Source organism: Enterobacter sp. BNK-16, assembly GCF_048684955.1.
Taxonomy (GTDB): Bacteria; Pseudomonadota; Gammaproteobacteria; order Enterobacterales; family Enterobacteriaceae; genus Enterobacter; species Enterobacter bugandensis.
The window spans coordinates 952208-973329 of sequence record NZ_JBLQTQ010000001.1 but is presented as its reverse complement, the minus strand read 5'-3'; the positions used below and the strand labels follow the sequence as shown (position 1 = coordinate 973329).

Sequence of the window (21122 nt, the reverse complement as noted above, 5' to 3'; positions counted from 1 at the left end):
ATTACCCAGTGTTACGCATACCCGCCGCAACGCCCGCAATCGTCACCATCAGCGCCTGTTCAACGCGAGGATCCGGCTCTTTCCCTTCTTCTTCCGCCAGACGCGAACGGTGCAGCAGTTCAGCCTGTAAAACGTTCAGCGGGTCGGTGTAGATGTTACGCAGCTGGATTGACTCGGCGATCCACGGCAGGTCCGCCATCAGGTGCGAGTCGTTGGCGATGTCCAGCACCACTTTGATGTCGCCTTCCAGCAGTTCGCGCAGTTCTTTACCCAACGCCCACAGCTCTGGTTTCACCAGCCGCTGGTCGTAGTATTCCGCCAGCCACAGGTCGGCCTTCGAGAAGACCATCTCCAGCATGCCCAGACGGGTAGAGAAGAAGGGCCAGTCGCGGCACATGGTTTCCAGTTCGTTCTGTTTGCCGTCTTCCACCACTTTTTGCAGCGCGGCACCGGCACCCAGCCAGGCGGGCAGCATCAGGCGGTTCTGCGTCCAGGCGAAGATCCATGGAATGGCGCGCAGGGATTCAACGCCACCGGTCGGGCGACGCTTTGCAGGACGCGAGCCCAGCGGCAGTTTACCCAGCTCCTGTTCAGGCGTGGCCGAGCGGAAGTAAGGGACAAAATCTTTGTTTTCACGCACGTAGCCGCGGTACAGGTCGCAGGAGATGTCTGACAGCTCGTCCATGATGCGGCACCAGGATTCTTTTGGCTCCGGCGGTGGCAGCAGGTTGGCTTCCAGGATCGCGCTGGTATAGAGCGACAGGCTGCTAATGGTCACTTCCGGCAGGCCGTACTTGAAGCGGATCATCTCGCCCTGCTCGGTCACGCGCAGGCCGCCTTTCAGGCTTCCCGGCGGTTGAGAGAGCAGCGCTGCGTGAGCAGGTGCGCCACCGCGGCCAATGGAACCGCCACGACCGTGGAACAGGGTCAGCTCGATACCGGCTTTCTCGCAGGTTTTGATCAGCGCATCCTGAGCCTGATACTGCGCCCAGGACGCCGCCATCACGCCCGCATCTTTCGCGGAGTCGGAATAGCCAATCATCACCATCTGCTTGCCCTGAATAAAGCCGCGATACCAGTCGATGTTAAGCAGCTGGGTCATGACGTCGTTGGCGTTGTTCAGGTCGTCGAGGGTCTCAAACAGCGGGGCGACTGGCAGGGCGTAGTCGATGCCCGCTTCTTTCAGCAGAAGATGAACGCCCAGCACGTCGGACGGGGTTTTCGCCATAGAGATCACGTAGGCGGCCACCGATCCTTTCGGCGCATCGACGATCGCTTTACAGGTGTTGAGCACCTCGCGGGTGTCGTTGCTTGGCTCCCAGTTGCGCGGCAGCAGAGGGCGCTTGGAGTTCAATTCGCGGATCAGGAACGCCTGCTTGTCGGCTTCTGACCAGCTTTCATAGTCGCCGATGCCGAGATAGCGGGTCAGCTCGCCCAGCGCTTCGGTATGACGGGTACTTTCCTGACGCACGTCGATACGCACCAGCGGTACGCCGAAACACTTCACGCGGCGCAGGGTATCGAGCAGTTCGCCGTTGGCGATGATGCCCATCCCGCAGGCCTGGAGTGATTTATAGCAGGCGTACAGCGGCTCCCAGAGCTGTTCGTTCTGGCTCAGCAGACCTTCCGGCTTCGGCAGGCGCTGGCCTTTAAGGCGCGCTTCCAGCCACGCCTGGGTGGCCATCAGCTGACCGCGCAGCTTTTTCATCAGGAAACGGTATGGCTCGCTGGCACCTTCTTCACCGGCCAGCGCGCGCAGTTCCGGCGTCGCTTCAACCATCGACAGCTCGGAGATCAGCACCTGAATATCCTTCAGGAACAGGTCGGTCGCTTTCCAGCGGCTCAGCAGCAGGACGTGACGGGTGATTTCCGCGGTCACGTTCGGGTTGCCGTCGCGGTCACCGCCCATCCAGGAGGTGAAGCGCACCGGCACAAAGTCTACCGGCAGACGATAGCCCAGGTTTTCTTCCAGCTGTTCGTTCAGCTCGCGCAAGTAGTTTGGTACCCCTTCCCACAGGCTGTTTTCCACCACCGCAAAGCCCCATTTGGCTTCGTCGACCGGGCTTGGGCGATGCTTACGAATTTCATCGGTATGCCAGGACTGGGCAATCAGCTGGCGCAGACGGCGCATCAGCTGGTTGCGCTCGTAGTCGGCAATGTCTTTGTTATCCAGCTGCTTCAGGCAGCTGTTTACTTCCACCATCTTGTGGATCAGCGTACGACGGGTGATTTCGGTTGGGTGTGCGGTCAGCACCAGCTCCAGCGAAAGGGACTCCACCGCTTTTTTGATGGTGGCTTCGTTGAGGTCTGGCTGGTCTTTCAGTTTACGAAGGGTGCGGGCAATGACTTCCGGGTTGCTGGCCGCTTCGCCGTTTGGCGAAATGCTGTGGTATTGCTCAGCGGTGTTTGCCAGGTTCAGGAACTGGCTGAAGGCGCGGGCAACGGGCAGCAGCTCATCGTTAGAGAGGTTCTGCAAGGTGGTGAGCAGCTCCTGACGACTGGCCTCGTTACCGGCACGGGAAGATTTAGACAGCTTGCGGATGGTTTCAACGCGGTCGAGGATGTTCTCCCCCAGCGCGTCTTTGATGGTATCTCCAAGCACTTTGCCGAGCATGCTGACATTACTACGCAACGCGGAATATTGTTCGTTCATAAAAACCCAGTCACCCCATCATTTTTGTTTATGCCCAGGCGAAAATCTTCTGGACATTATTTTGTCATCTCCCTTTATAAAGCCACGTAAAACCCCCGTCGTCAATTGCTGCGAAAACGGTTCAGCAAACGAATAAATGCGGGCAATTTACGAAATTTAATTCGCATTGCGTCAGATAAGAGATGCTTATGGAAATGTGACGGTGATCATGCGATTTGTTGCCCTCACCCTAACCCTCTCCCACGGGGAGAGGGGACTTTTCGGTGCGGTTTTAATGCCAGCAGAAGTGATGCACAACCTGGGTAATCAGCTCGCGGGTGGGCTTGATGAAGCGGGTTTCCAGATATTCATCCGGCTGGTGGGCCTGATTAATGGAGCCAGGGCCGAGGACCAGCGTCGGGCAAAGCGTTTGAATAAAAGGCGCTTCGGTGCAGTAGTTCACCACGTCGGTTTTCTCGCCGAGCAGTTTTTCCACCACCTGAACCAGCTGGTGGTCTGGCGGGCATTCGTAGCCCGGGATTGGCGGATGCAGTTCGGAGACCGTCAGGCGTCCCGGCCAGCGCTCGCTCACCGGGGCCAGCGCTTCGTTCAGCAGGCCATCCAGATCGCTCAGCGTCATGCCCGGCAGCGGACGGATATCCATATGCAGTTCGCAGCAGGCGCAGATGCGGTTGGACGCATCGCCGCCGTGCAGGCTACCGAGGTTCAGCGTCGGATACGGCACGGTGAATGCCTCGTAGTGATACCGCTCTTTCAGGTCGTCGCGCAGGGTCATAATGCGGCCAATGGCGTCGTGCATCAGCTCAATGGCGTTCACGCCGCGCGCCGGATCGCTGGAGTGACCGGACTGGCCCAGCACGCGCACCGCGGTAGAAATATGGCCTTTGTGTGCGCGGATCGGCTGCAGAGAGGTCGGTTCACCGATGATCGCGCAGTCCGGACGAATCGACGTGTTTTCAGAGAAATAACGTGCGCCCGCCATGCTGGTCTCTTCATCGGCGGTTGCCAGAATGTAGAGCGGTTTTTTCAGCTTCGTCACGTCCACGTCACGCAGCGCGTCGAGGATAAAGGCGAAGAAGCCTTTCATGTCGGCGGTGCCCAGACCGTAGAGCTTGTTGTCATGCTCGGTCAGGGTGAACGGATCGCGCGTCCAGCGGCCATCGTCAAACGGTACGGTGTCAGTATGGCCGGCCAGCAGCAGGCCGCCCGCGCCGGTTCCGGTGCTGGCGAGCAGGTTAAATTTGTGGCGAGTACCGGGGACGGGCTGAACCTCAACGTTAAACCCAAGATCGCTAAACCAACCCGCCAGCAGATTGATTAAAGACTCATTGCTCTGATCCAGCGCTTCTTCGGTCGCACTGATGGACGGTGTGGCAATCAGGGCGCGGTAGATCTCGATAAATGGCGGTAAGTTCATTTTCATTGTTGACACACCTTAAGTCGTGATAGTATCAATATTCATGCAATAAATGTGAATAAAAATACATTAACGTTGAGCATAAAGGAACCCGATGTTGAATACGCTGATTGTAGGCGCTAGCGGTTATGCGGGCGCAGAGCTTGTAAGCTACGTAAATCGCCACCCTCATATGACCATAACCGCTTTGACCGTGTCAGCGCAAAGCAATGATGCAGGAAAGTTAATTTCCGATTTGCATCCGCAGCTTAAGGGCATGGTCGATCTGCCGCTGCAGCCGATGTCTGACATCAGCGAGTTTACCGACGGCGTCGACGTGGTGTTTTTAGCCACCGCGCACGAGGTCAGCCACGACCTTGCGCCGCAGTTCCTGGCGGCCGGCTGCGTGGTGTTTGACCTCTCCGGCGCGTTCCGCGTTAACGACGGCGCGTTCTACGAAAAATATTACGGCTTCACTCATCAGCATCCGGATCTGCTTGAAAAAGCGGTGTACGGCCTGGCGGAGTGGAGTGCGGATAAACTGAAAGAAGCGGACCTGATTGCCGTTCCGGGCTGCTACCCGACGGCGGCGCAGCTCTCCCTGAAGCCGCTGATCGACGCCGGTCTGCTGGATCTGAGCCAGTGGCCGGTGATCAACGCCACCAGCGGCGTGAGCGGTGCGGGGCGCAAGGCCGCTATCTCCAACAGCTTCTGCGAAGTGAGCCTTCAGCCGTATGGCGTGTTTAATCACCGCCATCATCCTGAAATCACCACCCATCTGGGCGCGGAGGTGATCTTCACCCCGCACCTGGGCAGCTTCCCGCGCGGGATCCTCGAAACCATTACCTGCCGCCTGAAGCCGGGCGTGACGAAAGAGCAGGTGAGCGAGGCCTTCACGCAGGCGTATGCGGATAAACCGCTGGTGCGTCTGTACGACAAAGGCGTGCCGGCGCTCAAAAACGTGGTTGGCCTGCCGTTCTGCGATATCGGCTTTGCCGTACAGGGCGAGCATCTGATTGTGGTCGCCGCAGAAGATAACTTACTCAAAGGCGCTGCCGCACAGGCAATGCAGTGTGCAAATATTCGTTTCGGCTTCCCTGAAACGCAGGCTCTTATTTAAGGTGTGATGATGAACCCATTAATTATCAAACTCGGTGGTGTACTGCTGGACAGCGAAGAAGCGCTGGAGCGCCTGTTTACCGCGCTGGTGAACTATCGCGAATCGCACCAGCGTCCGCTGGTGATTGTGCACGGCGGCGGCTGCGTGGTGGATGAGCTGATGAAAGGGCTGAATCTGCCGGTGAAAAAGAAAAATGGCCTGCGCGTCACGCCTGCTGACCAGATTGACATCATTACCGGCGCGCTGGCGGGCACGGCGAACAAAACGCTGCTGGCATGGGCGAAGAAACACCATATTGCGTCCGTTGGCCTCTACCTGGGCGACGGTGACAGCGTAAAAGTGACCCAGCTCGACGAAGAGCTCGGCCATGTTGGACTGGCGCAGCCAGGTTCGCCTAAGCTGATTAACACCCTGCTGGAAGGCGGTTTCCTGCCGGTGGTGAGCTCTATCGGCGTGACCGAAGAGGGCGAGCTGATGAACGTTAACGCGGACCAGGCGGCAACCGCGCTGGCGGCCACGCTGGGCGCGGACCTGATCCTGCTCTCCGACGTGAGCGGCATTCTCGACGGTAAAGGCCAGCGCATAGCGGAAATGACCGCCGCCAAAGCCGAGCAGCTGATCGCTCAGGGCATTATTACCGACGGCATGATCGTCAAAGTGAACGCCGCGCTGGATGCGGCGCGCACGCTGGGCCGCCCGGTGGATATCGCCTCCTGGCGTCACGCGGAGCAGCTCCCGGCGCTGTTTAACGGCACGCCGATTGGCACGCGTATTCTGGCGTAAGTTTTTTATTGAATGACCGTAGGCCGGGGTAAGCGAAGCGCACCCGGCGGAACTAACGAATAAAGGAACGATGTTATGGCACTTTGGGGTGGGCGTTTTACACAGGCAGCGGATCAACGGTTCAAACAGTTCAACGACTCTTTGCGCTTCGACTACCGCCTGGCCGAACAGGATATTGTCGGCTCTGTGGCCTGGTCCAAAGCGCTGGTGACCGTTGGCGTACTGACCGCAGACGAACAGCAGCAGCTGGAAGAGGCGCTGAACAACCTGCTGGAAGAGGTGCGTCTGGATCCGCAGCAAATCCTGCAGAGCGATGCCGAAGATATTCACAGCTGGGTGGAAGGCAAGCTGATCGACAAGGTCGGCCAGCTGGGTAAAAAGCTGCACACCGGCCGTAGCCGTAACGACCAGGTCGCCACCGACCTGAAGCTGTGGTGTAAAGAGACCGTTGGCGAACTGCTGGCGGCCAACCGTCAGCTTCAAAGTGCGCTGGTAGAGACCGCGCAGAACAATCAGGACGCGGTGATGCCGGGTTATACCCACCTGCAGCGTGCGCAGCCGGTGACCTTTGCGCACTGGTGTCTGGCCTACGTTGAGATGCTGGCGCGTGACGAAAGCCGTCTGCAGGATACCCTGAAGCGTCTGGACGTCAGCCCGCTGGGCAGCGGCGCGCTGGCCGGTACGGCGTATGAAATCGACCGCGAGCAGCTGGCAGGATGGCTGGGCTTTGCTTCCGCCACCCGCAACAGCCTGGACAGCGTATCTGACCGTGACCACGTGCTGGAGCTGCTCTCCAATGCCTCTATCGGGATGGTGCATCTTTCGCGCTTTGCCGAAGACCTGATCTTCTTTAACTCCGGCGAAGCGGGCTTCGTTGAGCTGTCCGACCGCGTGACCTCAGGCTCATCCCTGATGCCGCAGAAGAAAAACCCGGACGCGCTGGAGCTGATCCGCGGCAAGTGCGGTCGCGTGCAGGGCGCGCTGACCGGCATGATGATGACCCTGAAAGGGCTGCCGCTGGCGTATAACAAAGATATGCAGGAAGACAAGGAAGGGCTGTTCGACGCGCTCGACACCTGGCTGGACTGTCTGCACATGGGCGCGCTGGTGCTGGACGGCATTCAGGTGAAACGTCCGCGCTGCCAGGAAGCGGCGCAGCAGGGCTATGCCAACTCTACCGAACTGGCGGACTACCTTGTCGCGAAGGGCGTACCGTTCCGTGAAGCGCACCATATTGTGGGCGAAGCGGTAGTGGAAGCGATTCGTCAGGGTAAAGCCCTTGAAGAGCTGGCGCTTGCCGACCTGCAAAAATTCAGCGCGGCGATCGGGGAGGATGTGTACCCGATTCTGGCGCTGCAGTCCTGCCTGGATAAACGTGCGGCGAAAGGCGGCGTGTCGCCGAAGCAGGTAGCGCAGGCAATTGCGGATGCGAAAAACCGCCTGATTTGAACCGTGCGGGCTGGTGCCCTCACCCCGGCCCTCTCCCACAGGGAGAGGGAGAAAAACGGAGCCTGGCTTGGTGCCGGGCTTTTTTACGCAAAAAAAAAGCGGACCACGGGGTCCGCAAAAGTTCACGTTGGCTTTAGTTGTTCGAGTTTTGAGAGAAACTCGCTGACGGTGCGGGGACGTCAAGGGTCAAACACGGCCGCCTCGTCTATGTGGCGTATTATTCAACAGAATGCTTGATAGGGATAATCGTTCATTGCTATGCTATCTATCGCCATGAACTATCGTGGCGACGGAGGATGAATAATGAATATTCGTGATCTTGAATACCTGGTAGCGTTAGCCGAGCATCGTCACTTTCGCCGCGCGGCAGATTCCTGCCACGTCAGCCAGCCGACGCTGAGCGGGCAGATCCGCAAGCTGGAAGACGAGCTGGGCGTGATGCTGCTGGAGCGCACCAGCCGTAAGGTGCTGTTCACCCAGGCCGGTCTTCTGCTGGTGGATCAGGCGCGCACCGTGCTGCGCGAGGTCAAAGTGCTCAAGGAAATGGCAAGCCAGCAGGGAGAGGCCATGTCCGGCCCGCTGCATATTGGCCTGATCCCAACCGTTGGCCCGTACCTGTTACCGCACATCATTCCGATGCTGCACCAGACGTTCCCGAAACTCGAAATGTACCTGCACGAAGCGCAAACCCATCAGCTGCTGGCGCAGCTGGACAGCGGCAAGCTCGACTGCGCCATTCTGGCGCTGGTAAAAGAGAGCGAAGCGTTTATTGAAGTACCGCTGTTCGATGAGCCGATGATGCTGGCGATCTATGAAGATCACCCGTGGGCGAACCGCGATCGCGTGCCGATGGCCGATCTGGCCGGTGAAAAGCTGCTGATGCTGGAAGACGGTCACTGCCTGCGCGATCAGGCGATGGGCTTCTGCTTCGAAGCGGGCGCTGACGAAGATACCCACTTCCGCGCAACCAGTCTGGAAACGCTGCGTAATATGGTGGCGGCGGGAAGCGGTATTACGTTGCTGCCTGCGCTGGCCGTGCCGCGCGAGCGTAAGCGTGATGGCGTGGTGTACCTGCCGTGCATTAAGCCGGAGCCGCGTCGCACGATCGGCCTGGTGTATCGTCCAGGGTCACCGCTGCGCAGCCGCTATGAGCAGCTGGCAGAGGCCATCCGCGGTGCGATGGATGGCCATTTCGACAGCGCGTTAAAACAGGCGGTTTAAGCCGTTCAGCGCGGCTACCCGATAGGCTTCTGCCATGGTCGGGTAGTTAAAGGTGGTGTTAACGAAGTACTCAATGGTGTTACCACCGCCTTTCTGCTCCATGATTGCCTGACCGATATGAATGATTTCCGCCGCGCGTTCACCAAAGCAGTGAATCCCGAGGATCTCTTTCGTCTCGCGATGGAACAGAATTTTCAGCGTACCTACGCTCATCCCCACGATCTGCGCCCGCGCCAGATGTTTAAACTGCGCGCGACCCACCTCGTAAGGCACCTTCATTGACGTCAGCTGCTGTTCGGTTTTCCCCACGGAACTGATTTCCGGAATGGTGTAGATCCCCGTCGGGATATCCTCGATCAGATGCGCCGTCGCTTCGCCTTTCACCAGCGCCTGAGCGGCAATGCGGCCCTGATCGTAAGCGGCGGAGGCCAGGCTCGGGTAGCCAATTACGTCGCCCACCGCGTATACGTGCGGCAGCGCGGTCTGATACATGCTGTTGACCTTCAGCTGACCGCGGCTGTCTGTTTCAAGCCCGATATTTTCCAGCCGCAGTGAATCGGTATTGCCGGTACGGCCGTTGGCGTACAGCAGGCAGTCGGCTTTCAGCTTCTTACCGGACTTCAGGTGCATGATCACACCGTCATCGCAGCCTTCTATTTTCTCGTACTCTTCGTTGTGGCGAATCACCACGCCGCTGTTCCAGAAGTGATAGGAGAGGGAGTCTGACATTTCCTGATCGAGGAACGCCAGCAGGCGGTCGCGGGTGTTAATCAGGTCAACTTTGACATCCATTCCGCGGAAGATCGACGCGTATTCGCAGCCGATGACCCCTGCGCCATAGATAATGACGTGGCGGGGTTCATGGTGCAGGCTCAGAATGGAGTCGCTGTCGTAGACGCGCGGGTGTGAGAAGTCGACGTCGGCCGGATGGTAAGGGCGTGAACCGCAGGCAATAACAAATTTTTCAGCGGTGATTGTCTCAATCGAACCGTCGTGGCATTCGAGTGCCAGGGTGTGTTCATCCACAAAATGCGCGTTGCCCTGCAGGATTTCACAATGGTTACGCTCATAAAAGCCCTGACGCATGCGCGTCTGCTGGTTAATGACGGTATCCGCGTGATTCAGGATGTCGGCAAAGGAGGAACGAAGAAGTCGGGAGTGGTCGCTGTAAAGAGGGTTCTGGTTAAATTCGATAATGCGGCTAACGGCGTGGCGGAGGGCTTTCGAAGGGATGGTGCCCCAGTGGGTGCAACCGCCGCCGACATTATGGTAGCGCTCGATGACCGCTACTCTGGCTCCCTGTTTCACCAGACCCATAGCAGCACCTTCGCCGCCGGGGCCGGAACCAATAACTATTGCGTCGTAATCGTAGGAATGTGGCATGGCAAGGCTTACCTGTTCTTATACATAAAAGCAACAGAATCATAACATCATTGCCAGGGTAACCCAATTATCGTTGTGCTTTTTTCCGGCAGTGGAGCACAAACCGCACGTAAACAATCATTCACAAAGCTGAGCAAACAGATTAATTTTATTCTCTGGTATAGTGCCATCAGGCCTTTGGAAGGATTCAACTATCGTGATGGGCGTAAGAGCACAACAAAAAGAGAAAACCCGGCGTTCGCTGGTGGAAGCCGCATTCAGTCAACTGAGTGCTGAGCGGAGTTTTGCCAGTTTGAGCCTGCGCGAAGTCGCACGCGAGGCCGGGATTGCGCCAACGTCCTTCTATCGTCACTTCCGTGATGTGGATGAACTGGGCCTGACCATGGTCGACGAGAGCGGTTTGATGCTGCGCCAGCTGATGCGCCAGGCGCGTCAGCGTATCGCCAAAGGCGGCAGCGTGATCCGCACCTCCGTGTCGACGTTTATGGAATTTATCGGCAATAACCCCAACGCGTTTCGTCTGCTTTTGCGCGAGCGTTCGGGCACATCGGCAGCGTTTCGTGCCGCCGTCGCGCGGGAAATTCAGCACTTCATCGCGGAACTTGCCGACTATCTTGAACTCGAAAACCATATGCCGCGTGCCTTTACTGAAGCACAGGCCGAGGCGATGGTGACGATTGTGTTCAGCGCGGGTGCCGAAGCGCTGGACGTCAGCATTGAACAACGCAAGCAGCTTGAAGAGCGACTGGTATTGCAGCTCAGGATGATCTCCAAAGGCGCGTACTACTGGTATCGCCGTGAACAAGAGAAACTGGCACATCAAACCGAAGAGTGAAGGTGAGTAATGAAACAGTCAGGTCAGGATAAAGGGACGCTGTTGCTGGCATTGATCGCTGGCTTATCCATTAATGGCACGTTTGCCGCTATTTTTAGCTCCATCGTGCCATTTTCGATTTTCCCACTTATTGCGCTGGTGCTGACGGTCTACTGCCTGCATCAGCGTTACCTGAACCGTACGATGCCGGTCGGGTTACCGGGGCTGGCCGCTGCCTGTTTTATTCTGGGCGTATTGCTGTATAGCACCGTGGTGCGCGCGGAGTATCCGGATATCGGCTCTAACTTCTTCCCTGCGGTACTGTCCGTGGCGCTGGTGTTCTGGATTGGCTCGCGCATGCGTAGCCGCAAGAGTCAACTGCCAGAGTAATGGGGTCTGAGTAGGGCAGGTAAGCGAAGCGCCACCTGCCAAAAACGCCGGCTAGTTACTTCGCCGTGAGCAGTACACCGCACTCCATATGGTGTGTATACGGGAACTGATCGAACAGCGCCAGACGTTCAACCTTGTGCGTCTGGCTTAATGTTTCCAGATTCTTGCACAGCGTCTCCGGGTTACAGGAGATGTACAAAATACGCGGGTACGCCTGCACCATCTTCTCGGTTTCGCTGTCCAGGCCACTGCGCGGCGGGTCGACAAAAATCGTCTCACACTGATAGCTCTTCAAATCGATCCCTTCCAGGCGGTTAAACTGGCGTACACCGTTCATGGCCTGGGTGAACTCTTCTGCCGCCATGCGAATGATCTGCACGTTATCGATATGGTTAGCGGCGATGTTGTACTGCGCGGCCGCTACCGACGGCTTGGCGATTTCCGTTGCCAGCACGCGTTCGAAGTTACGCGCCAGCGCCAGCGAGAAGTTGCCGTTACCGCAGTACAGTTCAAGCAGATCGCCCTTAGACCCTTCCGTCGCCTTCAGCGCCCACTCCAGCATCTGCACGTTCATCGCGGCATTCGGCTGGGTGAAGCTGTTCTCCACCTGACGGTAAACCATCTCTTTACCCGCCACCGGCAGACGCTCGTCGACGTAATCCTGATCCAGCATAATTTTGGTTTTGGTCGCGCGGCCAATCAGGTGCACGTTGATGTTCTGCGCACGCAGCGCATCGCGCAGGGCTTCGGCCTGCTCGCGCCATTCGTCGGTCAGCGCTTTGTGGTACAGCAGAGAGACAATCGCCTGATTGCTTTGCGTGGTCAGATAGTCAATCTGGAACAGCTTGTTGCGCAGCACCGGATTGTTGCGCACGCCTTCAATGATCAGCGTCATCAGCTGGTTGATAAGCTCGCTCGCTGCCGGGAAGCTGTCCACGCGAATGCGCGATTTGGTCTGCTGATCGAAAATGATGTGGTACAGGTCGTCGCCGTCATGCCAGATGCGGAACTCGGCGCGCATGCGGTAGTGGCTGACAGGGGAGCGGAACACCTCGGGAACGGGCGCGTTGAAAGGCGTCATCATACTTTGCAGGCGGACAACTTTCTCGGCCAGCTGCGCGTCGTACTGTTCTGTCGGGAGGTGTTCTGGGGTCATGATGCGTCCTGAGTGATAAAGAATTACGCGGGGATTGTAGGGATTGTTCAGGGGATGTCCAGATTTAATGGCCAATAGCTGTCTGGACATCTATACGTGTCTAATTGTAGCATTCTGTTTCCGGTCTCCTGAGAGTGAAAAGGGAATCCAGTGAAAATCTGGAGCTGACGCGCAGCGGTAAAGACTGGCGGGATGAGAGCTGTAGACACTGTGAAAATGGGAAGTCTTCATCCGTATAACGCCACCTAGCCCGAAGACCTGCCGGGATCACGTCGCATTTGGTTTCATCATCGCGTGCTATAGATGAGGCCTGCGGCATCCTTCTTATATTGTGGATGCTTTAACAATGATTAAAAAAGTATCGCTGTTGACGGCGCTGTCCGTCACGGCATTTTCGGGCTGGGCGCAGGATAGCGCTGACTCGTTGGTGGTGACGGCAAATCGTTTTGAACAACCTGAAAAAACTATTCTGGCAGCAACGTCGGTGGTTACGCGTGCCGATATTGACCGCTGGCAATCAACCTCGGTGCTGGACGTTATGCGTCGCCTGCCCGGCGTGGATACGGCGCAAAATGGCGGGATGGGGCAACTCTCTTCTCTCTTTATCCGTGGCACCAACTCCAGCCATGTCCTGATTCTCGTTGACGGCATCCGCCTTAACCAGGCGGGCGTCACGGGGTCGTCCGATCTCAGCCAGTTCCCGATCTCCCTGGTGCAGCGTATCGAATATGTGCGTGGACCGCGTTCGGCGGTATACGGCTCGGATGCGATTGGCGGTGTAGTCAACATTATTACCACCCGCACGAAGGACGGTACGACGCTGAATGCCGGCGTAGGGTCGCACGGTTACCAGAATTATGGCGGCAGTACCCAGCAAACGCTGGGCGACAGCACGCGCGTCACGCTGGCGGGGGATTACACCTATACCAAAGGTTTCGATGTGGTTGCGGACGGCAACAATGGTGGCCTTGCCCAGACCGATCGCGACGGATTTATGAATAAAACGCTCTACGGCGCACTGGATCACGCATTCTCAGACCAGTGGAGCGGATTTGTTCGCGGCTTTGGCTACAGCAACCGTACGGCCTATGACGGTTACTACAGCTCATTTACCCCTGACGTTCTGGTCGATACCCGCCAGCTCTATAGCCAGACCTGGGACGCAGGATTACGCTTCAACGAGGATATATTCCATTCACAGCTGCTCACCAGCTATAGCCACAGCAAAGACTATAACTACGACCCTAATTTGGGCCGTTACGATTCGACGGCCACGCTGGATGAAATCAAACAGTACAACGTTCAGTGGCTCAACTCCGTTGATGTGGGGCACGGGAACATTGGTGCGGGCGTTGACTGGCAGAAGCAGAGCACCGAGCCGGGTACAAACTACGTGACCAACGGCTACGACCTGCGCAACACCGGCGTCTACCTGACCGGGCTGCAGCAGCTGGGCGATTTCACTCTGGAAGGGGCGGTTCGCAGCGATGACAACTCTCAGTTTGGTCGCCATGGCACCTGGCAAAGCAGTGCAGCGTGGGAGTTCGTGGACGGTTACCGCTTCATTGCTTCTTATGGTACGGCCTATAAGGCCCCGAATCTGGGTCAACTCTATGGCTTCTATGGCAATGACCATCTTGATCCAGAAGAGAGCAAGCAGTGGGAAGGGGCGTTTGAAGGCCTGACGGCAGGCGTGAGCTGGCGCGTGTCCGGCTATCGTAATGACGTTGATAATCTCATCGACTTCAATAATAACCTTCAGGAATATTACAACGTCGGCAAAGCACGCATTAAGGGTGTGGAAGCGACGGCGTCGTTTGATACAGGTCCGTTGACGCATACCGTTGGTTACGACTATGTGGATGCCCGCAATGCGGCGACCAACGAACTTCTGGACCGTCGTGCTAAGCAGCAGGTGAAATATCAGCTCGATACGCAGATCTATGATTTCGACTGGAGCCTGACGTATCATTATCTCGGCACGCGTTACGACACCGATTTTGGTTCTTATCCGTCAGAAAAAGTGAAAATGGGCGGTGTGAGCCTGTGGGATGTCGCAGTTTCATATCCGGTCACCTCACACCTCACAGTTCGTGGTAAAATAGCCAACCTGTTCGATAAAGATTACGAGACAGTTTATGGCTACCAAACTGCAGGACGGGAATACACCTTGTCTGGCAGCTACACCTTCTAATCCGCGCCCTACCGTGCTGGTGTTTGATTCCGGCGTCGGTGGGCTTTCGGTCTACGATGAGATTCGGCATCTCCTGCCGGATCTCCATTACATCTACGCCTTCGATAACGTCGCTTTTCCGTATGGGGAGAAGAGTGAGGACTTTATCGTTGAGCGCGTGGTTGAAATCGTCACCGCGGTACAAAAGCGCTATCCCCTTGCGCTGGCGGTCATTGCCTGTAATACGGCGAGCACCGTTTCTCTTCCCGCCCTGCGTGAGAAATTCCAGTTCCCGGTTGTGGGCGTTGTTCCTGCCATAAAGCCTGCCGCGCGCCTGACGGCGAACGGTATCGTGGGCTTGCTTGCCACGCGTGGCACGGTGAAGCGTCCTTATACCCGCGAGCTGATCGACCGTTTTGCTAACGAATGCCAGATTGCAATGCTTGGCTCCGCAGAGCTGGTGGAGATGGCGGAAGCGAAACTGCACGGCGAGACGGTATCGCTCGAAGAGCTGCGTCGTATTCTTCGTCCGTGGCTGCGGATGCCCGAACCACCGGATACGGTTGTGCTGGGCTGCACCCACTTCCCTCTCTTGCAGGAAGAGCTATTAGAAGTGCTTCCGGAGGGGACGCGGCTGGTGGATTCTGGTGCGGCGATCGCCCGTCGTACGGCCTGGCTGCTGGAGCATGAAGCGCCGGATGCGAAATCTACCGATGCAAATATCGCATTTTGCATGGCTATCACGAAAGAGACTGAGCAACTTTTACCCGTTTTACGCCGTTATGGCTTTGAAACGCTCGAAAAACTGGCGCTGTAGCACGGTTTTGAGCAAAAAAGAGACGGTTGAAAGTTTTTTTTAAAAGAGGGGTTGTCAACGTCTGAGAACTCCCTATAATGCGCCTCCACTGACACGGAACAACGGCTTACAGGCCGCCGGGTTAGCGGGGTTCAGAGATGAACGCCAACAGAGAAAAGTGAAAATAATCGCTTGACTCTGAATGAGGAAAACGTAATATACGGGACCTCGCAACGGTGAGCTGAAAGCCGCGTTGCAACTGCTCTTTAACAATTTATCAGACAATCTGTGTGGGCACTCAAAGTGACATGGATTCTTAATGTCTTCGGACAATAAATGAATACCAAGTCTCTGAGTGAACATACGTAATTCATTACGAAGTTTAATTCACGAGCATCAAACTTAAATTGAAGAGTTTGATCATGGCTCAGATTGAACGCTGGCGGCAGGCCTAACACATGCAAGTCGAACGGTAGCACAGAGAGCTTGCTCTCGGGTGACGAGTGGCGGACGGGTGAGTAATGTCTGGGAAACTGCCTGATGGAGGGGGATAACTACTGGAAACGGTAGCTAATACCGCATAACGTCGCAAGACCAAAGAGGGGGACCTTCGGGCCTCTTGCCATCAGATGTGCCCAGATGGGATTAGCTAGTAGGTGGGGTAACGGCTCACCTAGGCGACGATCCCTAGCTGGTCTGAGAGGATGACCAGCCACACTGGAACTGAGACACGGTCCAGACTCCTACGGGAGGCAGCAGTGGGGAATATTGCACAATGGGCGCAAGCCTGATGCAGCCATGCCGCGTGTATGAAGAAGGCCTTCGGGTTGTAAAGTACTTTCAGCGGGGAGGAAGGCGATAAGGTTAATAACCTTGTCGATTGACGTTACCCGCAGAAGAAGCACCGGCTAACTCCGTGCCAGCAGCCGCGGTAATACGGAGGGTGCAAGCGTTAATCGGAATTACTGGGCGTAAAGCGCACGCAGGCGGTCTGTCAAGTCGGATGTGAAATCCCCGGGCTCAACCTGGGAACTGCATTCGAAACTGGCAGGCTAGAGTCTTGTAGAGGGGGGTAGAATTCCAGGTGTAGCGGTGAAATGCGTAGAGATCTGGAGGAATACCGGTGGCGAAGGCGGCCCCCTGGACAAAGACTGACGCTCAGGTGCGAAAGCGTGGGGAGCAAACAGGATTAGATACCCTGGTAGTCCACGCCGTAAACGATGTCGACTTGGAGGTTGTGCCCTTGAGGCGTGGCTTCCGGAGCTAACGCGTTAAGTCGACCGCCTGGGGAGTACGGCCGCAAGGTTAAAACTCAAATGAATTGACGGGGGCCCGCACAAGCGGTGGAGCATGTGGTTTAATTCGATGCAACGCGAAGAACCTTACCTACTCTTGACATCCAGAGAACTTAGCAGAGATGCTTTGGTGCCTTCGGGAACTCTGAGACAGGTGCTGCATGGCTGTCGTCAGCTCGTGTTGTGAAATGTTGGGTTAAGTCCCGCAACGAGCGCAACCCTTATCCTTTGTTGCCAGCGGTTAGGCCGGGAACTCAAAGGAGACTGCCAGTGATAAACTGGAGGAAGGTGGGGATGACGTCAAGTCATCATGGCCCTTACGAGTAGGGCTACACACGTGCTACAATGGCGCATACAAAGAGAAGCGACCTCGCGAGAGCAAGCGGACCTCATAAAGTGCGTCGTAGTCCGGATTGGAGTCTGCAACTCGACTCCATGAAGTCGGAATCGCTAGTAATCGTGGATCAGAATGCCACGGTGAATACGTTCCCGGGCCTTGTACACACCGCCCGTCACACCATGGGAGTGGGTTGCAAAAGAAGTAGGTAGCTTAACCTTCGGGAGGGCGCTTACCACTTTGTGATTCATGACTGGGGTGAAGTCGTAACAAGGTAACCGTAGGGGAACCTGCGGTTGGATCACCTCCTTACCTTAAAGAACCTGCCTTTGCAGTGCTCACACAGATTGTCTGATGAAAAACAGCAGTAAAAAACCTCTACAGGCTTGTAGCTCAGGTGGTTAGAGCGCACCCCTGATAAGGGTGAGGTCGGTGGTTCAAGTCCACTCAGGCCTACCAAATTTGCGAAGCAAATTTGAAGAGGTTGGCAAAACGATGGGGCTATAGCTCAGCTGGGAGAGCGCCTGCTTTGCACGCAGGAGGTCTGCGGTTCGATCCCGCATAGCTCCACCATCTTTTACTGCGAACACAAGAAAACTTCAGAGTGAACCTGAAAAGGTGCACTGCGAAGTTTTGCTCTTTAAAAATCTGGATCAAGCTGAAAATTGAAACGACACATCTTTAATGGTGTGTTCGAGTCTCTCAAATTTTCGCAATCAGAAGTGAAACATCTTCGGGTTGTGAGGTTAAGCGACTAAGCGTACACGGTGGATGCCCTGGCAGTCAGAGGCGATGAAGGACGTGCTAATCTGCGAAAAGCGACGGCGAGGTGATATGAACCTTTGACCCGTCGATGTCCGAATGGGGAAACCCAGTGTGATTCGTCACACTATCGTTAACTGAATACATAGGTTAACGAGGCGAACCGGGGGAACTGAAACATCTAAGTACCCCGAGGAAAAGAAATCAACCGAGATTCCCCCAGTAGCGGCGAGCGAACGGGGAGCAGCCCGGAGTCTGAATCAGCTTGTGTGTTAGTGGAAGCGTCTGGAAAGTCGCACGGTACAGGGTGACAGTCCCGTACACGAAAATGCACAGGTTGTGAACTCGAAGAGTAGGGCGGGACACGTGGTATCCTGTCTGAATATGGGGGGACCATCCTCCAAGGCTAAATACTCCTGACTGACCGATAGTGAACCAGTACCGTGAGGGAAAGGCGAAAAGAACCCCGGCGAGGGGAGTGAAAAAGAACCTGAAACCGTGTACGTACAAGCAGTGGGAGCACCTTCGTGGTGTGACTGCGTACCTTTTGTATAATGGGTCAGCGACTTATATTCTGTAGCAAGGTTAACCGTATAGGGGAGCCGCAGGGAAACCGAGTCTTAACTGGGCGTTAAGTTGCAGGGTATAGACCCGAAACCCGGTGATCTAGCCATGGGCAGGTTGAAGGTTGGGTAACACTAACTGGAGGACCGAACCGACTAATGTTGAAAAATTAGCGGATGACCTGTGGCTGGGGGTGAAAGGCCAATCAAACCGGGAGATAGCTGGTTCTCCCCGAAAGCTATTTAGGTAGCGCCTCGTGAATTCATCTTCGGGGGTAGAGCACTGTTTCGGCTAGGGGGCCATCCCGGCTTACCAACCCGATGCAAACTACGAATACCGAAGAATGTTATCACGGGAGACACACGGCGGGTGCTAACGTCCGTCGTGAAGAGGGAAACAACCCAGACCGCCAGCTAAGGTCCCAAAGTCATGGTTAAGTGGGAAACGATGTGGGAAGGCACAGACAGCCAGGATGTTGGCTTAGAAGCAGCCATCATTTAAAGAAAGCGTAATAGCTCACTGGTCGAGTCGGCCTGCGCGGAAGATGTAACGGGGCTAAACCATGCACCGAAGCTGCGGCAGCGACACTATGTGTTGTTGGGTAGGGGAGCGTTCTGTAAGCCGTTGAAGGTGTGCTGTGAGGCATGCTGGAGGTATCAGAAGTGCGAATGCTGACATAAGTAACGATAAAGCGGGTGAAAAGCCCGCTCGCCGGAAGACCAAGGGTTCCTGTCCAACGTTAATCGGGGCAGGGTGAGTCGACCCCTAAGGCGAGGCCGAAAGGCGTAGTCGATGGGAAACAGGTTAATATTCCTGTACTTGGTGTTACTGCGAAGGGGGGACGGAGAAGGCTATGTCAGCCGGGCGACGGTTGTCCCGGTTTAAGCGTGTAGGTGTGTGTTCCAGGCAAATCCGGTTCACTTTAACACTGAGGCGTGATGACGAGGCACTACGGTGCTGAAGTGATAAATGCCCTGCTTCCAGGAAAAGCCTCTAAGCATCAGGTAACACGAAATCGTACCCCAAACCGACACAGGTGGTCAGGTAGAGAATACCAAGGCGCTTGAGAGAACTCGGGTGAAGGAACTAGGCAAAATGGTGCCGTAACTTCGGGAGAAGGCACGCTGATATGTAGGTGAAGTCCCTGCGGACGGAGCTGAAATCAGTCGAAGATACCAGCTGGCTGCAACTGTTTATTAAAAACACAGCACTGTGCAAACACGAAAGTGGACGTATACGGTGTGACGCCTGCCCGGTGCCGGAAGGTTAATTGATGGGGTTAGCGGCAACGCGAAGCTCTTGATCGAAGCCCCGGTAAACGGCGGCCGTAACTATAACGGTCCTAAGGTAGCGAAATTCCTTGTCGGGTAAGTTCCGACCTGCACGAATGGCGTAATGATGGCCAGGCTGTCTCCACCCGAGACTCAGTGAAATTGAACTCGCTGTGAAGATGCAGTGTACCCGCGGCAAGACGGAAAGACCCCGTGAACCTTTACTATAGCTTGACACTGAACACTGGTCCTTGATGTGTAGGATAGGTGGGAGGCTTTGAAGCGTGGACGCCAGTCTGCGTGGAGCCGTCCTTGAAATACCACCCTTTAATGGCTGGTGTTCTAACGTGGACCCGTAATCCGGGTTGCGGACAGTGTCTGGTGGGTAGTTTGACTGGGGCGGTCTCCTCCCAAAGAGTAACGGAGGAGCACGAAGGTTAGCTAATCCTGGTCGGACATCAGGAGGTTAGTGCAATGGCATAAGCTAGCTTGACTGCGAGAGTGACGGCTCGAGCAGGTGCGAAAGCAGGTCATAGTGATCCGGTGGTTCTGAATGGAAGGGCCATCGCTCAACGGATAAAAGGTACTCCGGGGATAACAGGCTGATACCGCCCAAGAGTTCATATCGACGGCGGTGTTTGGCACCTCGATGTCGGCTCATCACATCCTGGGGCTGAAGTAGGTCCCAAGGGTATGGCTGTTCGCCATTTAAAGTGGTACGCGAGCTGGGTTTAGAACGTCGTGAGACAGTTCGGTCCCTATCTGCCGTGGGCGCTGGAGAATTGAGGGGGGCTGCTCCTAGTACGAGAGGACCGGAGTGGACGCATCACTGGTGTTCGGGTTGTCATGCCAATGGCACTGCCCGGTAGCTAAATGCGGAAGAGATAAGTGCTGAAAGCATCTAAGCACGAAACTTGCCCCGAGATGAGTTCTCCCTGAGACTATAAGTCTCCTGAAGGAACGTTGAAGACGACGACGTTGATAGGCCGGGTGTGTAAGCGCAGCGATGCGTTGAGCTAACCGGTACTAATGAACCGTGAGGCTTAACCTTACAACGCCGAAGGTGTTTTGGCGGTGAGAGAGACGATTTTCAGCCTGATACAGATTAACAGAATTTGCCTGGCGGCTTTAGCGCGGTGGTCCCACCTGACCCCATGCCGAACTCAGAAGTGAAACGCCGTAGCGCCGATGGTAGTGTGGGGTCTCCCCATGTGAGAGTAGGGAACTGCCAGGCATCAAATTAAGTAGTAAGCCGGTGCATTAATCCGGTGGTTACAAGCAGTCTTCGGTGGAGCGGTAGTTCAGTCGGTTAGAATACCTGCCTGTCACGCAGGGGGTCGCGGGTTCGAGTCCCGTCCGTTCCGCCACTTATTAAGACGTTAAGCCTGCCAGTAATGGCAGGCTTAATGGCAAAAAACTTTAGGGGCGTAGCTCAGTTGGTAGAGCACCGGTCTCCAAAACCGGGTGTCGCGAGTTCGAGTCTCTCCGCCCCTGCCATATAGAATCCTTTGCTTCGGCAAAGGATTTTTTTTTGCCTGAAACCCGGTGAAATTTCAGCA

12 protein-coding genes, 4 tRNA genes, 3 rRNA genes and 1 riboswitch are annotated in these 21122 nt (G+C 55.9%); of the genes, 15 read left to right on the top strand and 4 right to left on the bottom strand.

Annotated elements, in window-relative coordinates; all coding sequences use genetic code 11:
• Position 1: 1 nt before the first annotated feature.
• Positions 2-2653: a phosphoenolpyruvate carboxylase gene (gene ppc / locus ACMGGH_RS04690; protein WP_041911805.1), complete on the bottom strand. Its 2652-nt coding sequence runs from the start codon at positions 2651-2653 to the stop codon at positions 2-4.
• 271 nt (positions 2654-2924) lie between these two features.
• Positions 2925-4076 (bottom strand): acetylornithine deacetylase, encoded by a 1152-nt coding sequence (argE, locus tag ACMGGH_RS04685; protein ID WP_028014830.1) that lies wholly within the window; start codon positions 4074-4076, stop codon positions 2925-2927.
• Between the two features lie 88 nt (positions 4077-4164).
• Here argE and argC point away from each other — a divergent pair, with 88 nt between their 5' ends.
• The 4 genes from argC (at position 4165) to oxyR (ending at position 8622) form a co-directional block, all read left to right on the top strand.
• A complete protein-coding gene (gene argC / locus ACMGGH_RS04680; protein WP_063437473.1) occupies positions 4165-5169 on the top strand; it encodes an N-acetyl-gamma-glutamyl-phosphate reductase in 1005 nt (334 codons plus the stop codon).
• Between the two features lie 6 nt (positions 5170-5175).
• A complete protein-coding gene (argB, locus tag ACMGGH_RS04675; protein ID WP_098946274.1) occupies positions 5176-5952 on the top strand; it encodes an acetylglutamate kinase in 777 nt (258 codons plus the stop codon).
• 75 nt (positions 5953-6027) lie between these two features.
• A complete protein-coding gene (gene argH, locus ACMGGH_RS04670) occupies positions 6028-7401 on the top strand; it encodes an argininosuccinate lyase (protein WP_047366806.1) in 1374 nt (457 codons plus the stop codon).
• Positions 7402-7704: 303 nt separating this feature from the next.
• The gene (gene oxyR / locus ACMGGH_RS04665; RefSeq protein WP_025758848.1) at positions 7705-8622 is read left to right on the top strand and encodes a DNA-binding transcriptional regulator OxyR; all 918 of its coding nucleotides are present in this window, start codon (positions 7705-7707) and stop codon (positions 8620-8622) included.
• On the opposite strand, the gene sthA is transcribed toward oxyR, so the two are convergent.
• Positions 8605-10005: a Si-specific NAD(P)(+) transhydrogenase gene (gene sthA, locus ACMGGH_RS04660; protein WP_045260262.1), complete on the bottom strand. Its 1401-nt coding sequence runs from the start codon at positions 10003-10005 to the stop codon at positions 8605-8607. The two genes, oxyR and sthA, sit on opposite strands and share 18 nt — an antisense overlap.
• A gap of 196 nt (positions 10006-10201) precedes the next feature.
• Here sthA and fabR point away from each other — a divergent pair, with 196 nt between their 5' ends.
• Together fabR and ACMGGH_RS04650 are read left to right on the top strand one after the other, a co-directional pair.
• Positions 10202-10840 carry an HTH-type transcriptional repressor FabR gene (gene fabR, locus ACMGGH_RS04655; RefSeq protein WP_008501784.1) on the top strand — a complete coding sequence of 213 codons (639 nt, stop codon included), beginning with the start codon at positions 10202-10204 and terminating at the stop codon, positions 10838-10840.
• Positions 10841-10849: 9 nt separating this feature from the next.
• Positions 10850-11209 carry a YijD family membrane protein gene (locus tag ACMGGH_RS04650; protein WP_008501783.1) on the top strand — a complete coding sequence of 120 codons (360 nt, stop codon included), beginning with the start codon at positions 10850-10852 and terminating at the stop codon, positions 11207-11209.
• Positions 11210-11264: 55 nt separating this feature from the next.
• On the opposite strand, the gene trmA is transcribed toward ACMGGH_RS04650, so the two are convergent.
• Entirely contained in the window at positions 11265-12365 is a 1101-nt protein-coding gene (gene trmA / locus ACMGGH_RS04645) for a tRNA (uridine(54)-C5)-methyltransferase TrmA (RefSeq protein WP_045260263.1), read from the bottom strand.
• Between the two features lie 104 nt (positions 12366-12469).
• Positions 12470-12646: riboswitch (cobalamin riboswitch) on the top strand.
• A gap of 65 nt (positions 12647-12711) precedes the next feature.
• Here trmA and btuB point away from each other — a divergent pair.
• The 9 genes from btuB to ACMGGH_RS04600 all read left to right on the top strand — a co-directional run bounded on the left by btuB (position 12712) and on the right by ACMGGH_RS04600 (position 21060).
• The gene (gene btuB / locus ACMGGH_RS04640; protein WP_232949064.1) at positions 12712-14559 is read left to right on the top strand and encodes a TonB-dependent vitamin B12 receptor BtuB; all 1848 of its coding nucleotides are present in this window, start codon (positions 12712-12714) and stop codon (positions 14557-14559) included.
• On the top strand, positions 14504-15355 hold the full coding sequence (murI, locus tag ACMGGH_RS04635; RefSeq protein ID WP_028014824.1) for a glutamate racemase: 852 nt from the start codon (positions 14504-14506) through the stop codon (positions 15353-15355). Before btuB ends, murI begins: the two co-directional genes overlap by 56 nt.
• Before the next feature lie 383 nt (positions 15356-15738).
• Positions 15739-17278: ribosomal RNA gene (locus ACMGGH_RS04630) — 16S ribosomal RNA — on the top strand.
• A 70-nt stretch (positions 17279-17348) separates the two neighbouring features.
• Positions 17349-17425, top strand: a tRNA-Ile gene (locus ACMGGH_RS04625).
• A 38-nt stretch (positions 17426-17463) separates the two neighbouring features.
• Positions 17464-17539: transfer RNA gene (locus ACMGGH_RS04620), tRNA-Ala, on the top strand.
• Positions 17540-17710: 171 nt separating this feature from the next.
• A 23S ribosomal RNA gene (locus ACMGGH_RS04615) occupies positions 17711-20614 on the top strand.
• A 67-nt stretch (positions 20615-20681) separates the two neighbouring features.
• Positions 20682-20797 (top strand): 5S ribosomal RNA (gene rrf, locus ACMGGH_RS04610).
• Together the 16S, 23S and 5S rRNA genes with 4 tRNA genes alongside form the textbook arrangement of a ribosomal RNA operon.
• 56 nt (positions 20798-20853) lie before the next feature.
• Positions 20854-20930: transfer RNA gene (locus ACMGGH_RS04605), tRNA-Asp, on the top strand.
• A gap of 54 nt (positions 20931-20984) precedes the next feature.
• Positions 20985-21060: transfer RNA gene (locus ACMGGH_RS04600), tRNA-Trp, on the top strand.
• The last annotated feature ends 62 nt before the right edge of the window (positions 21061-21122 follow it).

What these genes read in the sequence shown, in the direction of transcription:
- ppc (WP_041911805.1), bottom strand. Translation starts at nt 2,653, where the DNA reads ATGAACGAACAATATTCCGCGTTGCGTAGTAATGTCAGCATGCTCGGC.
- argE (WP_028014830.1), bottom strand. Translation starts at nt 4,076, where the DNA reads ATGAAAATGAACTTACCGCCATTTATCGAGATCTACCGCGCCCTGATT.
- argC (WP_063437473.1), top strand. Translation starts at nt 4,165, where the DNA reads ATGTTGAATACGCTGATTGTAGGCGCTAGCGGTTATGCGGGCGCAGAG.
- argB (WP_098946274.1), top strand. Translation starts at nt 5,176, where the DNA reads ATGATGAACCCATTAATTATCAAACTCGGTGGTGTACTGCTGGACAGC.
- argH (WP_047366806.1), top strand. Translation starts at nt 6,028, where the DNA reads ATGGCACTTTGGGGTGGGCGTTTTACACAGGCAGCGGATCAACGGTTC.
- oxyR (WP_025758848.1), top strand. Translation starts at nt 7,705, where the DNA reads ATGAATATTCGTGATCTTGAATACCTGGTAGCGTTAGCCGAGCATCGT.
- sthA (WP_045260262.1), bottom strand. Translation starts at nt 10,005, where the DNA reads ATGCCACATTCCTACGATTACGACGCAATAGTTATTGGTTCCGGCCCC.
- ACMGGH_RS04650 (WP_008501783.1), top strand. Translation starts at nt 10,850, where the DNA reads ATGAAACAGTCAGGTCAGGATAAAGGGACGCTGTTGCTGGCATTGATC.
- trmA (WP_045260263.1), bottom strand. Translation starts at nt 12,365, where the DNA reads ATGACCCCAGAACACCTCCCGACAGAACAGTACGACGCGCAGCTGGCC.
- btuB (WP_232949064.1), top strand. Translation starts at nt 12,712, where the DNA reads ATGATTAAAAAAGTATCGCTGTTGACGGCGCTGTCCGTCACGGCATTT.
- murI (WP_028014824.1), top strand. Translation starts at nt 14,504, where the DNA reads ATGGCTACCAAACTGCAGGACGGGAATACACCTTGTCTGGCAGCTACA.